Origin of the sequence: Aeromonas allosaccharophila (assembly GCF_016026615.1) — a bacterium.
GTDB lineage: Bacteria > Pseudomonadota > Gammaproteobacteria > Enterobacterales > Aeromonadaceae > Aeromonas > Aeromonas allosaccharophila.
In genome coordinates this window covers 2431749-2446832 of the sequence record NZ_CP065745.1, presented here as the reverse complement: position 1 = coordinate 2446832, position 15084 = coordinate 2431749, and the positions used below count along the sequence as shown (strand labels likewise).

The following is a 15084-nucleotide window of genomic DNA, read 5'->3' as shown; positions in this document are numbered from 1 at the left end:
AAGAGAGAGGCGCCATCAGGCGCCTCTCTCTGTTGATGGGCGGGTTTATTTGCCCGCGACAGAGAGGCCGCCAAAACGGATCAGCGGGGCGTAGAAACCCTTGCCGTCGTTGTGGTGCAGGGTGTCACCGACCGCTTCCAGCTCGCCGAGCAGGCGGTAGAAGTTGCCCGCCACCGTGATGCCGCGCACCGGCTGCAGTCGTACGCCATTGCGGCAGAGGAAGCCTGACGCGCCAAAGGAGAAGTCGCCGCTCACCGCATCGGCACCCGAATGCAAACCGTCCAGCTTGACCAGTTCCAGATAGTCGCCGCTCTGCACCTCCGCTTCGCGGTGGGGGCCCGCGCCAAACACCAGATGGCGAGCGGTCACATCGAGGGCGCTGCGGGCACCGCGGGCGGCCGAGCCGTTGCTGGCGACGCCAAAGTGGCGGGCGGTTGCGCTGTTGTGGAGCAGAGTTTTCAGCTCCCCTTCGCCAATCAGCAGCAGATCCGAGCTGGCCGCCCCCTCGCCATCAAATGCCTTGATGTTCATGCCGCCCGGCATGTAGACCCGGCTCTCCAGAGTGAGCCAGCGTGACGCCACGCTCTGGCCGACCTTGCTGCGCCAGGGGTTGATCCCCTGCTGGGCCCACTTGCCTGACAGCACCCCCTGGAAGCAGCCAAACAGGCTGGCGAAGCAGTTGGTGCTGAAGATAACGCTGTAGCGACCGCTCGGCACAGCTTCCCCGGGCAGTAGGCCATCGGCGATGGCGTAGATCTGCTCGGTCAGGGCCTGACTATCCAGCTCGTCGAAACGACGGCCATACTGCCCCTGCGAGTGCATCGACTGGCGGCCATCCCGTTCGACCAGCGCAGAGGTGTAGCAGCCGACGCTGAACTCGTCGTGCTGGCAGAGGGTGCCCTGACTGTTGGCGAGCCAGAGCTGGCTCTCTCCTTCGAAGAAGCTGTTGTAGGGGGCGCCGCTCACATCGGGCATGGCCAGCATGTCAGATTCGAGGCGCAGGGCCAGAGCGATCTTCTCCTCAACCGGCGTGGTATCGGGCTGGTTGATCTCGGCGCAATCTGTGGTGATCCGGCTATTGGCCACCGAGATGCGCTGATCCGCATCCACCTTGGCAAAGCGGCTGGCATCGAGGGTATCTTGCAGCATGGCATCCAGCGCCAGCTCATCGAGGGATTCCGAGTAGGCGATGCCGACCCGACCCTCTTTGATCAGGCGAATGCCGAGCTGCTGGCTGCTGGTGACCTTGTATTCACCCAGCTCGCCCTTGTCTGCCTTGAGGGAGAAGGCCTTCTCCTGATTGGCGATAATGTCTGCCTCGGCGCCGAGGTCGGCCACTTTATTCAGCAGGCGGGTGAGCAGTTGGTTCATGTCGAGTTGGCTCATCAGGCGTTCCCTCCCACCAGAATGTTGTCCACTTTCAGCGCCGGCTGGCCCACCGAGGTTGGCACCGAGCCCGAGACCGATCCGCACATACCGGCGGCCAGCGCCAGATTACTGCCCACCATGGAGATCTCTTTCAGCACCTGCGGGCCGGTGCCGATCAGGGTGGCCGACTTGAGCGGGCGAGTGATCTTACCGTGCTCGATGAGGTAAGCCTCCTGCACGTTGAAGTTGAACTCGCCGGTGCCGGGCTGCACCGAGCCGCCCCCCATCTTCTTGGCGTAGATGCCGTGCTCTACCGTGGCCAGCATATCGTCGAGGCTATGGTTGCCCGGTTCGATATAGGTGTTGCGCATGCGCGAGGTGGGGGCGTACTTGTAGGATTCGCGCCGACCGGAGCCGGTGCGGGCGTAGCCCGTTTTGAGGGCGCCCATTCTGTCCACCAGAAAGCCGGTCAGCACGCCGTCCTTGATGAGTTGGGTATGTTGGGTCGCCATCCCCTCGTCATCGACGTTGATGGAGCCCCAGACGTTGCCTTGCAAGCCTTCATCCACAGCGCTGACCACCGGATTGGCGATGAGCTGGCCCATCTTGTCGTGGAATACCGACGCCTTCTTGGCGACCGAGGTGGTCTCCAGCAGGTGGCCGCACGCCTCGTGGAAGATGACGCCGCCAAAGCCGTTCTCCATGATGACCGGCATGGAACCGCTCGGGCAGGGAGCCGCGCCCAGCTTCACCAGTGCCTGACGGGTGGCGGTGAGCGCCAGTTCGCGCGGATCGATGCGCTCGGCATGTTCCCAGCCCATCAGGGCGCCGGGGGCCTCGTAACCGATGCTCTGCTCGCTCCCTTCCATGGCGATGGTCTGGGCCATGATGCGGTTGTAGTGGCGGCGATCGGCCACTTGCACTCCTTCGCTGTTGAAGATCTCCACCTCCTGCTCCCAGCCCAGCACGTTGCCGGAGAACTGGCTCACCTTGCCGCTTTCGGCACGGGCCACCGCATCCATGGCGTGCAGATAGGCGATCTTCTGCTCCAGCAGCTTGTCTGCCGACAGCGGCAGCGCCACCGGGTTGCGATCGCTCAGGCGGGTGAAATCGAAGGCGGTAGCGGTGACCACGGGGTCACGCCGGTCTTTGGCCGCCAGCAGGGTGACGATGCGCAACAGCTCGTCGCGGCTGGCCAGATTGGTGTAGCCGTAGAGTACCTTGTGGCCGTAACAGAGGCGCACGCCGATGCCGAAATCGAGGCCGCCGCTGATGTTCTCTATCTGGCTGGAGAGCAGGTTGAGCTGGCTGCGGCGCTTGCGCTCGACAAACAGCTCGGCGAAATCGGCACCCAGCGCCAGCGCGTGATCGAGCACGTCACGGGCAATGGCGGGGGCCAACAGGGAGAATGGAGTCATAGAATATCCTTTTCTGGTCTGTCCGTTTGCTTCCGACATCCGGCTCTGATTGTTATGGGATGTCGAGTCCATTGTTGCAGACCAGCACAAAAAAGTCGCTATAGCGTCACGCGATGATACCGATTGAGAAAATCGGTGCGATAACTGCGCCCGGGCGGCCACATCAGCGGGTGAGTGGCCACCTTGGGAGAAGGGGTAAGGATCAGAGCAGGGCGTGGATTTCGCTCAGGATCTGCTCGACCCACTGCTCGATGCGCGGATCGGTCTGGTCATATTGATTGGCATCGTCCAGCGCTAGTCCGACGAAGTGACGGCCATCGTCGATCAATGCCTTGGAGGCATCGAATTCGTACCCTTCGTTGGGCCAGTAGCCCACCAGCTTGACCCCTTTTGGCACCAGCTGATCGTGCAGCATGCCGAGGGCATCCTGAAACCATTCGCCATAACCGAGCTGATCGCCGAGGCCAAACAGGGCCACGATACGTCCCTCCAGATGGAGATCGCTGATATCTTCCCAGCGGGACTCCCAGTCCTCCTGTAGCTCGCCGAAATCCCAGGTAGAGATGCCGAGGATCAGGATCTCGTAATCCTCCATCCGGCGCAGGGAGACATCCTTGATATTGTGAATATCCACCAGCTCGGGGCCGATGAGGGCGCGGATCTTCTCGGCAGCCATCTCGGTGTAACAGGTGGTGGAACCGTAAAACAGACCAATCTTCATCGCTCTTCTCTCTGTTGGCGCTTTCTCGCTTGCTCGTGTGGACGACGCCATGTGGGCAACACGATGGGTAACGTAAGGGGAGGGGGCCAGTCTAGCAGATTGCCATTCGACCTTCACCGCCCGGCAAGGGGCCTGGCAAACGTGGCTTATCTTTCCAATGAAAGTGCCTTGTCTTTCCAAGGAGTTGGCGCGTTACAATGGGCCATCGATCCCCTGATTGCAGCGCACCATGAGCAAGCCCGACCCCCATCCCCTGATTGAACCCTTCCTCGACGCCCTCTGGCTGGAGCGGGGATTGTCTGACAACACGGTCAGCTCCTATCGCAGCGATCTGGAGAAATTCTCCCTCTGGCTCGACGAGCAGGGGAGCTCGCTGCTGCTGGCGGGGATGGACGAGATCCAGCACTACCTCGCCTGGCGGGTCGATCACCAGTTTGCGGCTAGCAGCACGGCCCGCTTTCTGTCGGCGCTGCGCCGTTTTTACCAGTATCTCAACCGCGAGAAGCTGCGCAGCGATGATCCGACCGTGCTGCTGGAGGGGCCCAAGCTGCCGAAAAAACTCCCCTCCGATTTAAGCGAAGCGGAAGTGGATGCCCTGCTGAGTGCGCCGCTGGTGGATGACCCGCTGGAGCTGCGGGACAAGGCGATGCTTGAACTGCTCTACGCTACCGGGCTGCGGGTCTCCGAGCTGGTGGGGCTCACCGCCGAGCATGTCAGTTTGCGTCAGGGCTTGGTTCGGGTAGTGGGCAAGGGCAACAAGGAACGGCTGGTGCCGATGGGCGAGGAGGCGATGCACTGGCTGGAGCGTTACTACCGGGAGGCCCGCACCCTGCTGCTGGGGGGCACCAGTTCGGATGTGGTGTTTCCCTCCAAGCAGGCCCGTATGATGACCCGCCAGACCTTCTGGCACCGCATCAAGCTCTACGCGCAGCGGGCCGGGATCAACGGCGAGCTATCCCCCCATACCTTGCGCCACGCCTTTGCCACCCATCTGCTCAACCACGGCGCCGACTTGCGAGTGGTGCAGATGCTGCTGGGCCATGCGGATCTCTCCACTACCCAGATCTACACCCATGTGGCCAACGAGCGACTCAAGGCGCTGCACGGTGAGCACCACCCCAGAGCCTGAGTGCTTGGCCTCCCAAAAACAAAAAACCGCCAGCAGGCGGTTTTTTTGGCATTACACGACAGGAGGTGGCGTTTATTTCCCCTGCTGAGATTTGAGCAGATCGCGGATCTCGGTCAGCAGCTCCTGATCCTTGGTTGGGCCTGCCGGTGCTGCGGCTTCCTCTTCCTGCTTTTTCTTGAGGGTGTTGATGGCCTTCAGCCCCATGAAGATGGCGAAGGAGATGATTAGAAAGTCGATGATGGTCTGGATGAATTTGCCATAGGCGATGACTACGGCCGGGGTGCTGCCCTCTGCAGCCTTCAGGGTGACCGCCAGGTCGCTGAAGTCCACGCCGCCGAGGATCAGGCCGATGGGCGGCATGATCACGTCACCGACAAAGGAGGAGACAATCTTGCCGAAGGCGGCACCGATGATGATACCGACCGCCATGTCGATGACGTTGCCGCGGGCGGCAAAGGCTTTGAACTCTTGAATCAGACTCATTATTTCCTCCGAAATTAAACAAGATAGCGCGTTGATGCCCCTTGCCAAAGGGCGAACTCTTGTCAGGAAAACAGAGGCGAAGCCGCGTTATTCCTGTCGTCCTGACTAGCTTGCGGGCGTTATGAGTCCTTGGCAATCGGAGGGAATCATTTTTTTGGTACAAAGTGATATTAATTTTTTGGTAAGTAGCAGATTGAATAATGAGCTGTGCTGCTGTAGTTTGCTTGGTCGATTCATTCATACCACGTGAGTAAACAAGTGAAGTATTTACTACTGGGAATGATGCTTTTGTGCACATTTGCTGCCAGAGCGGGGATGGATACCCAAGCCTTGAAACAGACCATCACGGCCCGACTGGGGGTGCCCGTCTATCTGGTTGAACCGACCCCGATTGCGGGGTTGTATATGCTGGGCACCTCCCAGGGGGTGCTCTACAGCGATGCCAAAGGGGACTATGTGGTGCAGGGGATCATGCTGGATATGACCCGTGACATGAAGAACCTGACCATCTCTGGCATGCGTGAGCAGCGCCGGCTGGGCCTGGCTCAGGTGGCCCATACTCCCATTGTGCTCAAGGCCCGGGATGAGCGTCACCGGGTCGCGCTGTTTCTCGGCGAACAGGATGCGGCACGCCGTCAGCTCGCCGCCACACTGCAACAGTTGCAGGCCTTAGGAGTTAGCGTCGAGATCTATCCCGTCATTGATCATGCCGAACGGGCGGCAGACTGGTGCAGCGACCCCCTGCTGCAAAATGATCCGTTAAAAGCCTATTTGCCTCAAACGGCATGTAGTGAGACCCTTATCCAAAATATTGGCCTGAGCCAATGGTTGGGGGTCAAGGTACTGCCGGCCTGGGTCTCCTCTGACGGGGATCTGGTGCGCGGGTATCAGAGCCCCGAACAGCTGCTCAAGATACTGGATCATATTGATGTCCCTGCAAATCCGTCGTCGTCCGCGAGTTGATGACTCCCATCTGCCTGCCACCCTGCATCCCCTGCTTCGCCAAATCTTCGCCAGTCGTGGCGTAGACGATCCGGCCCTGCTGGAGCGCAGCGCCAGCCAGCTGTTGCCGCCCCAGCGCCTCTATGGTATGGAGCAGGCGGTACCGCTGCTGGCAGAGGCCCTGACTGCCCAGAAACGGATCCTGATCGTCGGTGACTTCGACTGCGACGGCGCCACCAGCTCGGCGCTGTGCGTGCTGGCGTTGCGCGCCATGGGCGGTCGCCACATCGATTTTCTGGTGCCCAACCGCTTCGAGTTCGGCTACGGCCTCACCCCCGAGATCGTCGAGCTGGCGGTAGCCCGTGGCGCCGAGTTCCTCATCACGGTGGATAACGGTATCTCCAGCATCGCCGGGGTGGCGGCGGCCAAGGCGGCTGGCATGCAGGTACTGGTTACCGATCACCATTTGCCGGGTCAGGAGCTGCCTGACGCCGATGCCATCGTCAACCCGAACCAGCATGGCTGCGATTTTCCCTCCAAGTCGCTGGCCGGGGTCGGGGTCGCCTTCTATCTGATGGCGGCGCTCAATACCCATCTGCGCCAACTCGGCTGGTACGAACGGCAGGGGCTGCGCGCCCCCAATGTGGCGGACTATCTCGATCTGGTGGCCCTCGGCACGGTGGCCGACGTGGTGGCGCTCGATGGCAACAACCGCATTCTGGTCCATCAGGGGTTGCAGCGGATCCGGGCCGGGCGCTGTCGCCCCGGCATTCAGGCGCTGGTGGATGTGTCGGGCCGCGATGGTCGCCGTCTCACCGCCGCTGACCTCGGTTTTGCGCTGGGGCCGCGCCTCAACGCGGTGGGCCGCCTCGATGACATGTCGCTCGGGGTCGCCTGCCTGCTGAGCGATGATCTCAATCTGGCGCGCCAGCTTGCTGCCGAGATGGATAGCCTCAATCAGGAGCGCAAGGAGATCGAGCAGGGGATGCAGCAGGAGGCGCTTGCCACCCTGGAGCAGATCCGCTTTCGCGATGGCGAGGTGCCGTCGGGTATAGTGCTGCACCGCAACGAATGGCATCAGGGGGTGGTGGGGCTGGTGGCCTCCAAGGTGAAGGAGAAGTATTACCGCCCGGTTATCGCCTTTGCCGAGAGCAGCGAGACCGAGCTCAAGGGCTCCGGCCGCTCCATCCCTGGCGTACATCTGCGCGATGCGCTGGAACTGCTCGACACCCGCCACCCCGGCCTGATGGGCAAGTTTGGTGGCCACGCCATGGCAGCGGGGCTGACCCTGCCCAAGGCCAATATCGAGGCCTTCGGTCGGGCGTTTGAGGCGGTCATCAGCGAGCTGGTGACCCCCGAGCTGTTGACCGGGGTGCTGCTCACCGACGGCGAGCTGCTGCCGGACGAGCTAAACCTCGAGCTGGCGGAGCTTATTCGCGCCTCCGGCCCTTGGGGTCAGGCCTTCCCCGAGCCGCTGTTTGACGGCGAATTCGTGCTGGTACAGCAGCGGCTGGTGGGGGAGAAGCACCTCAAGATGATGCTGACCACCGATTCCGGCCATGCGGTGGATGCCATCGCCTTCGGCGTCGATCTCAAGCGTTGGCCCGATGCCTCGGTCAAGCGGGTGCGGCTGGTCTATCGGCTCGATGTCAACGAGTGGCGCGGCAACCGCAGCGTGCAACTGCTGGTAGAGCATCTGGAAGCCGCTGGTGGTTAAGCCACGTCCCTGTTCATGATAAAAAACGAGGCGCCTGTGGGCGCCTCGTTGTTTATCGGGGATTGCGGATTGGCGTTACAGCTCGCGGGCCCAGGGGTGGGCCTTGGGGCGCAGCGCCAGCGCCAGACCCAGCAGCAGCACGGTCAGGCCGTAGAGGGGCCAGCTGCCAAAGCGCATGTAGGGGGTCTCGCCGTGGGCGGGACGCACCTCGCTGCGTAGCACACCCGCTTCAAACTGCGGGATCTGGCCGATGATGCTGCCGTCGATGTCGGTAACGATAGTGATACCGGTGTTGGTGTCCCGCAGCAGCGGACGAGCCAGCTCCAGCGCGCGCATCCGGGCGATCTCCATATGCTGCCAGGGGCCGATGCTGGTGCCGAACCAGGCGTCGTTGGAGACGGTCAGCAGGAAGTCGGTATCGTCATTGACGTTGCGGCGCACCTCCTCCGGGAAGATGATCTCGTAGCAGATGGCGGCGGCGAATTTGAGCCCTTTGGCGATCAGGTTGGGCTGAATGTCATCGCCCCGGCTGAAGGAGGACATCGGCAGGTTGAAGAAGGGGGCGATGGGGCGCAGCAGATCTTCAAACGGCACGAACTCGCCGATGGGCAGCAGGTGGTACTTGTTGTAGCGGTTGGGGTGGTTGTAGAAGTAGGACTCCTTGCCATCCGCATCCTGCACCCCCATGCCGAGCACGGTATTGTAGAAGCGCTGTTGCTGCTCGTCGTAGTGAATGATCCCCGCCAGCAGGCCGGTATCGTTCACCTTCATCGCCTTGTCCAGATTCTCCAGATAGGGGCCCATCGCCTTCTCGATTGCGGGGATTGCCGACTCAGGCCAGACGATGATGTCGGCATCCTGATTTTCGCGGCTCAAGTCCTGATAGGTGCGCACCGTGGGGGCCAGCGCCTCCGGATCCCACTTGAGGGACTGGGCGATATTGCCCTGCACCAGCGCCACCTTGACCGGCTCACCACGGGTGACCCAGTTGAGCTGCATCAGGCCGTGAGCGCCGGCGACCAGCAGGGCTGGCACCGCCAGCCAGAGCGGGGAGCGGGATTTCCACACCAGCCAGATGGCGGAGGCAGACAGCAACAGGGCGAGGGTGATGCCCTGCACCCCGAGAATGGGGGCAAAGCCCTTGAGCGGGCCGTCGATCTGGCTGTAGCCAAACCAGAGCCAGGGGAAGCCGGTCATCACCCAGCCGCGCAGCCAGTCAGCCATCAACCACAGGGCCGGGAAGGCGAGCAGCCAGCGGCTCCAGTGACGGCCGCCAAAGAAGCGGGCGAAGGCCCAGCAGGCGAGCGTCGGGTAGAGCGCCAGATAGGCGGAGAGCCCGGCCAGCAGCACGAAGGCGACCGGCAGCGGAATACCGCCAAATTCGGTCATGCTGACATGTATCCACCACAGCCCCGGCAAAAAGAGCCCCATGGCGTAGCCAAAACCGCGCCAGGCGGCCTGTTTCGGCGTGGCTTTGTCCAGCATGGCGTAGAGGCCAAGCAGGGAGGGGATCACCAGCGGCCAGTAGCCGAAGGGGGAGAAGGCCAGCACGGCGATGGCACCACAGGCCAGCGCGCTGAGGCTCAACAGGATTCTTGATGTAACGGGAGATGATTTCACGGGCGATTGTGCTCGTCTTGGTGTGCAACTGGGGTCGAATGGCCGGTATCTTAACCTGTAAGCGGGGCAACGGCGAGCCTCGATGCCGGTTGCAGAGAGCACAACGCCCCGAGGTCGGGGCGTTGTTTCACACATCGAGCGGATCTGCTTACTGCGGTTCGGATTGCGCCGCCGCGTGGTGCTCGGGGATCTTCACCTGCAACTGCTGCAGACGGCGTCGGTCGGCATGCATCACCTTGAACAGGTAGCCGTCCAGCTCGATCTCCTCGCCCTTCTTGGGCAGGTGGCTGAAGGCGTGCATCACCAGACCGCCCACCGTATCCACCTCTTCATCGCTGAACTTGGTGCCGAAGAAGTCGTTGAAATCCTCGATCTCGGTCAGGGCGCTGATGGAGAAGACCCGCTTGCTGAGGCGGCGGATTTCGTCCGGCTCATCCTCGATGTCGTCAAACTCGTCGTCAATCTCGCCGACGATCAGTTCCAGTATGTCTTCGATGGTCACCAGACCGGAGACGCCACCAAATTCGTCGACCACGATGGCCATGTGGTAGCGCTCTTCACGGAACTCCTTGAGCAGACGGTCAACCCGTTTGCTTTCGGGCACGATCACCGTGGGGCGCAAGATTTTCTCGAGCTGAAGCGGCTCGCTGGCGTGATGGCCGCCAAACCCGAAGGGGAGCAGATCCTTGGCGAGCAGAATGCCCTCCACATGGTCCTTGTCCTCGTTGATCACCGGGAAGCGGGAGTGACCGGACTCGATGATCACCGGCAGGATCTCGTCCACCGGTTGGGACTTCTCGATGGTCACCATCTGGGAGCGGGGGATCATGATATCGCGCACGCGAAGATCTGCGATCTCCAGCACCCCCTCGATCATGTCCTTGGTGTCCTGATCGATGAGGTCGCGCTCTTCGGCATCGGCTATCACGTCTACCAAATCATTGCGGTCTTTTGGCTCGCCCTGGAAGAGTTGGCTGAGTTTGTCGAGCCAGGTTTTCTTCGGCGAGCCGGTACTAGGGTGATCGTCGGTCATTTTTTCTCTTGGTTACTCGCTTCAACACACTTGAAATTGTTCGGGTTATATAAGGATGGCCATCTGCTGTTTCAAGTGGATGACCGTCCGGCGTTTTACACTTCGTCGTTCAGATAAGGATCGGCAAAACCGAGCTCCTGCATGATGTCGCGCTCAAGGCGTGGCACCATCTCTTCGGCTTTGTCCCCTGATCTACTCTGCTACTTCATCGTCAATATAGGGATCAGCAAAGCCCATTTCCTGCATGATGTCGCGTTCCAGCTGCTCCATCTCTTCGGCTTCCTCATCCTCGATATGGTCATAACCTAGCAGATGCAGACTGCCGTGCACAACCATGTGGGCCCAGTGGGCCATGAGGGGCTTGCCCTGCTCTTGTGCTTCGCGCTCCACCACCTGACGGCAGATCACCAGATCGCCGAGCAGCGGCAGCTCCAGACCGGGCGGCGCCTCGAACGGGAAGGAGAGCACGTTGGTGGGCTTGTCCTTGCCGCGATAGGTGAGGTTGAGCTCGTTGCTCTCCGCCTCGTCGACGATACGCACCGTCACTTCAGCCTCCTGCTGGAAGCCGAGAATGGTGCCGTCGAGCCAGCCTTGCAGCTGGGCTTCGGTGGGCAGGCCGTCAGTGCTGGCGCTGGCCAGCTGCAGATCCAGGGTTACGCTCATTGCTCGCTCTCTTTGCTGGTGCTCTCTTTGCCGGTACTTTCCTTACCGGTATAAGGGGCTGCTTTTTCAGCCGCCTGTTTGGCATCGAATGCCTCGTAAGCCTGCACGATGCGGGCCACCACCGGATGGCGCACCACGTCTTTGGACTCGAAGAAGTTGAACGACAGACCATCGACCCCCTGCAGCACTTCCAGCGCGTGGCGCAGGCCGGATTTGGCGTTGCGCGGCAGGTCTACCTGGGTGATGTCACCGGTCACCACCGCCTTGGAGTTGAAGCCGATGCGGGTCAGGAACATCTTCATCTGCTCGGTGGTGGTGTTCTGGGCCTCATCGAGAATGATAAAGGCATCGTTCAAGGTGCGGCCGCGCATATAGGCGAGCGGCGCCACTTCGATGATGTTGCGCTCCATCAGCTTCTCCACCCGCTCAAAGCCCAGCATTTCGAACAGGGCGTCGTAGAGGGGGCGCAGGTAAGGGTCGACCTTTTGGGAGAGATCGCCGGGCAGGAAGCCCAGCTTCTCGCCCGCTTCCACAGCCGGACGGGTCAGCAGAATGCGGCGAATTTCCTGACGTTCCAGCGCATCCACCGCCGCTGCGACCGCCAGATAGGTCTTGCCTGTTCCTGCGGGGCCTATGCCGAAGCAGATATCGTGGCGCACGATATTGGCGATGTACTGGGCCTGATTGGGACTGCGTGGCTTGATGAGACCGCGCTTGGTCTTGACCGTCACCTCCTTGCCATAGGGGATGCTCGGTGCCGGTTCGTCATCCTGCTCCAGCACCCGTGACTCCGAAATGGCCAGATGGACCATATCGGGAGTGATGTCGGTCACCTTGCCACCCTTGAGGGGCTGGGTTTCCACATAGAGGTGCTTGAGGATGACGGCGGCGGCATCCAGCTGGGCCGATTTGCCCACCAGCTGGAAGTGGCTGTCACGGTAGCTGATCTCGACGCCGAGGCGGCGCTCCAGCTGCTTGATGTTGTCATCGAAGGGGCCGCACAGGCTGGCAAGGCGCTGGTTGTCGGCGGGCTCCAGATGCAGATTCAGGGTCGAGATGTGTCGGCTCAAAATATCCTCGTCTCAAGGCGCTCCCCATCCGCCAAGCGAATGGGGAGGAGGGGATTAATGGGGTGTGAAGGCGGCCACGCCCAGCTCGTCCGGCACATTGTCGGGACGACGGGCCAGGATTTCGCTCGGTGCGGTAGCAATCCGCAGGTTCATCTCGCTCTCGCCGCGGATGAAGGTGCCGCGCAGGGAGTTGGGACGCACCTCGGTGATCTCCACGTCGGCAAAGCCGCCGATCAGGGTGTGCTGGCCTTCGAAGTTGACCACCCGGTTGTTCTCGGTGCGGCCACACAGCTGCATCGGGTCGAGCTTGGAGGGCCCTTCCACCAGGATGCGCTGGGTGGTGCCCAGCATGGCGCGGCCAATCTGCATCGCCTGGTTGTTAATAACGTGCTGCAGGCGGGCCAGACGGGCTTTCTTCACTTCCATGTCGACATCGTCGGGCATGTCGGCGGCCGGGGTGCCCGGGCGCGGACTGAAGACGAAGCTGTAGCTCATGTCAAAGTTGATCTCTTCGATCAGCTTCATGGTCGCTTCAAAGTCTTCGTCCGTCTCGTTCGGGAAACCCACGATGAAGTCGGAGCTGATGGTGATGTCGGGACGGGCGGCACGCAGGCGACGGATCTTGGATTTGTACTCCAGGATGGTGTGCGGGCGCTTCATCATGGTCAGGATTCGGTCCGAGCCGCTCTGCACCGGCAGGTGCAGGAAGCTGACCACTTCCGGGGTGTCTTTGTAGACTTCGATGATGTCGTCGGTGAACTCGATCGGGTGGCTGGTGGTGTAGCGAATGCGATCGATACCGTCGATGGCGGCCACCAGACGCAGCAGCTCGGCGAAGGTGCAGATGCCGCCATCAAAGGTCGGGCCGCGCCAGGCGTTGACGTTCTGGCCGAGCAGGTTCACTTCGCGCACGCCCTGCTGGGCGAGCTGGGCGATTTCGTAGAGCACGTCGTCCAGCGGTCGGCTCACCTCTTCACCGCGGGTGTAGGGCACCACGCAGTAAGTACAGTATTTGGAGCAGCCTTCCATGATGGAGACGAACGCAGTGGCCCCTTCGGCGCGCGGTTCGGGCAGGCTGTCGAATTTTTCGATCTCGGGGAAGGCGATATCAACCTGGGCACCACGGCCCTCTTGCACTTCCTTGATCATGGCGGGCAGGCGATGCAGGGTCTGCGGGCCGAATACGATATCCACATAGGGAGCGCGCTGGCGAATCGCATCGCCCTCCTGAGAGGCAACGCAGCCACCCACGCCGATCACCAGACCGGGCTTTTTGGCCTTGAGCTTTTTCCAGCGTCCCAGCTGGTGGAACACCTTCTCCTGCGCTTTTTCGCGGATGGAGCAGGTATTGAGCAGCAAGACATCTGCCTCTTCGGGCTCTTCGGTAAGCGTGTAGCCATTGCTGGCATCCAACAGGTCGGCCATTTTGGACGAGTCATACTCGTTCATCTGGCAACCCCAGGTTTTAATGTGAAGTTTCTTGCTCATTGCTTCTCTTGACTTGTTTTGAAATCGGCATGGTCAAAGGACCGCGCATTTTACTCCGCAATCTGGATACTGCCTAGCTAATATCCAGCTGGCAATGGTGCTCACCCGATACCTGTTGCCAGCAAGATCAATAAGCTTTCTCCTTGATTTGACGCAGCAATTCCCCATTTGCCTCACTGTTTATCAGCCGCCCTTGCGCTATCATGCAGCCATCCGGTTCACGTCCGGGCGCTGTCGCCGGACGCACCCTTTCAGGAATAAATGTATGGAACAGTGTGATATCGCCATCGTCGGCGCTGGCATGGTGGGCGCCGCCACCGCCTGCCTGCTGGCGGCCCAGGGCCTCTCGGTGCGGGTCATCGAGACGCAACTGCCGGAGCAATACGCGCCGGAGCAGCCGCTGGATCTGCGGGTCTCCGCCATCAGTCAGGCCTCGGTGGCGCTGCTGGAGCAGGCCGGTGCCTGGCACCATCTGCAACAGATGCGGCTCTGCCCCTACCGCCGACTGGAGACCTGGGAGTTGGATGGCTTTGCCACCCGCTTCAACGCTGCCGATCTCGGCCTGCCCCAGCTTGGCTACATCATCGAGAACCGGCTGGTGCAGCTCGCTCTGCTCAAACGGATGGAGGATTTCCCCACCATCCAGACCCACACCCCCGCGGCAGTAACCAGCCTGCGCCAGAGCGCGGATGAAGCGGTGCTGACTCTGGATGATGGCAGCGAGCTGGCCGCCCGCTGGGTGCTGGCCTGCGACGGTGCCGAATCCCACACCCGCAAGCTGGCGGGTATCGGCGTATCGCGCTTCGAGTACCGCCAACACTGCATGTTGATCAATATCGACACCGACTTTGCGCAGGAAGATATCACCTGGCAGCAGTTCACTCCGAGCGGCCCGCGCGCCTTCCTGCCGCTGCCCGGCCAGCACGGATCCCTGGTGTGGTATGACAGTCCGGCCCGTATCCGGGCGCTGGCAGCCATGAGCAATGAGGCGCTCGCCGCCGAAGTGCGCCGTCACTTCCCGCGCCGCCTCGGCGGTTTTACCGTCACCGGCAAGGGGAGCTTCCCGCTGGTGCGCCGCCACGCCAACGATTACCACGCCGGTCGGGTGGTGTTGCTCGGTGATGCCGCCCACACCATCAACCCGCTGGCGGGGCAGGGGGTCAACCTCGGCTTCAAGGATGTGGCCTGCTGGGTCGATCTGCTGCAAGGGGCTGGCGCTGACTGGCATCAGCTGGCGTTGGCCGAGCGCTACGAGCGTCGTCGCCGCCCCGACAACCTGCTGATGCAGTCGGGGATGGATCTCTTCTACGGGGTGTTCAGCAACGAGATTGGCCCCCTCAAGCTGGCCCGCAATCTGGCCCTCAATCTGGCTGACAAGGCGGGCCCCCTGAAGGAGATGGCCCTGCGTTATGCTTTGGGACTGGTTTGACAG

At 61.5% G+C, this 15084-nt stretch carries 13 protein-coding genes; 4 read left to right on the top strand and 9 right to left on the bottom strand.

All coding sequences use genetic code 11. The features are described 5' to 3' along the window. Positions 1 to 45: 45 nt before the first annotated feature. The 3 genes from I6G90_RS10965 to fldB form a co-directional block, all read right to left on the bottom strand. Positions 46 to 1386 carry a TldD/PmbA family protein gene (locus I6G90_RS10965; RefSeq protein WP_197927486.1) on the bottom strand — a complete coding sequence of 447 codons (1341 nt, stop codon included), beginning with the start codon at positions 1384 to 1386 and terminating at the stop codon, positions 46 to 48. Next, positions 1386 to 2786 (bottom strand): TldD/PmbA family protein, encoded by a 1401-nt coding sequence (locus tag I6G90_RS10960; protein ID WP_197927484.1) that lies wholly within the window; start codon positions 2784 to 2786, stop codon positions 1386 to 1388. The genes I6G90_RS10965 and I6G90_RS10960 overlap by 1 nt, the downstream gene beginning before the upstream one ends. A gap of 202 nt (positions 2787 to 2988) precedes the next feature. Continuing rightward, complete coding sequence (gene fldB / locus I6G90_RS10955; RefSeq protein ID WP_139710032.1) at positions 2989 to 3507, bottom strand: flavodoxin FldB; 519 nt, start codon at positions 3505 to 3507, stop codon at positions 2989 to 2991. Positions 3508 to 3736: 229 nt separating this feature from the next. On the opposite strand from fldB, the gene xerD reads away from it, so the two are divergent. Then, a complete protein-coding gene (gene xerD / locus I6G90_RS10950) occupies positions 3737 to 4636 on the top strand; it encodes a site-specific tyrosine recombinase XerD (protein WP_058052744.1) in 900 nt (299 codons plus the stop codon). A gap of 72 nt (positions 4637 to 4708) precedes the next feature. On the opposite strand, the gene mscL is transcribed toward xerD, so the two are convergent. After that, entirely contained in the window at positions 4709 to 5119 is a 411-nt protein-coding gene (gene mscL, locus I6G90_RS10945) for a large-conductance mechanosensitive channel protein MscL (RefSeq protein WP_042658573.1), read from the bottom strand. 315 nt (positions 5120 to 5434) lie between these two features. Here mscL and I6G90_RS10940 point away from each other — a divergent pair, with 315 nt between their 5' ends. Both I6G90_RS10940 and recJ read left to right on the top strand, forming a co-directional pair. Continuing rightward, on the top strand, positions 5435 to 6082 hold the full coding sequence (locus tag I6G90_RS10940; protein ID WP_197927482.1) for a disulfide isomerase DsbC N-terminal domain-containing protein: 648 nt from the start codon (positions 5435 to 5437) through the stop codon (positions 6080 to 6082). Next, complete coding sequence (gene recJ / locus I6G90_RS10935; protein WP_197927480.1) at positions 6048 to 7778, top strand: single-stranded-DNA-specific exonuclease RecJ; 1731 nt, start codon at positions 6048 to 6050, stop codon at positions 7776 to 7778. Before I6G90_RS10940 ends, recJ begins: the two co-directional genes overlap by 35 nt. Before the next feature lie 75 nt (positions 7779 to 7853). Here the strand turns inward: recJ and lnt are convergent, their stop codons facing one another. The 5 genes from lnt to miaB form a co-directional block, all read right to left on the bottom strand. After that, complete coding sequence (gene lnt, locus I6G90_RS10930) at positions 7854 to 9398, bottom strand: apolipoprotein N-acyltransferase (RefSeq protein WP_197927478.1); 1545 nt, start codon at positions 9396 to 9398, stop codon at positions 7854 to 7856. Positions 9399 to 9546: 148 nt separating this feature from the next. Then, a complete protein-coding gene (corC, locus tag I6G90_RS10925) occupies positions 9547 to 10431 on the bottom strand; it encodes a CNNM family magnesium/cobalt transport protein CorC (RefSeq protein ID WP_111805274.1) in 885 nt (294 codons plus the stop codon). Positions 10432 to 10623: 192 nt separating this feature from the next. Then, positions 10624 to 11094 carry an rRNA maturation RNase YbeY gene (ybeY, locus tag I6G90_RS10915; protein ID WP_197927476.1) on the bottom strand — a complete coding sequence of 157 codons (471 nt, stop codon included), beginning with the start codon at positions 11092 to 11094 and terminating at the stop codon, positions 10624 to 10626. Beyond that, on the bottom strand, positions 11091 to 12164 hold the full coding sequence (locus I6G90_RS10910; protein ID WP_197927474.1) for a PhoH family protein: 1074 nt from the start codon (positions 12162 to 12164) through the stop codon (positions 11091 to 11093). Before I6G90_RS10910 ends, ybeY begins: the two co-directional genes overlap by 4 nt. 54 nt (positions 12165 to 12218) lie before the next feature. Further along, positions 12219 to 13652, bottom strand: coding sequence for a tRNA (N6-isopentenyl adenosine(37)-C2)-methylthiotransferase MiaB (gene miaB / locus I6G90_RS10905; protein ID WP_197927472.1), 1434 nt, complete (start codon positions 13650 to 13652; stop codon positions 12219 to 12221). 265 nt (positions 13653 to 13917) lie between these two features. On the opposite strand from miaB, the gene I6G90_RS10900 reads away from it, so the two are divergent. Further along, positions 13918 to 15081 (top strand): FAD-dependent oxidoreductase, encoded by a 1164-nt coding sequence (locus tag I6G90_RS10900; protein ID WP_197927470.1) that lies wholly within the window; start codon positions 13918 to 13920, stop codon positions 15079 to 15081. Positions 15082 to 15084: the final 3 nt, after the last annotated feature.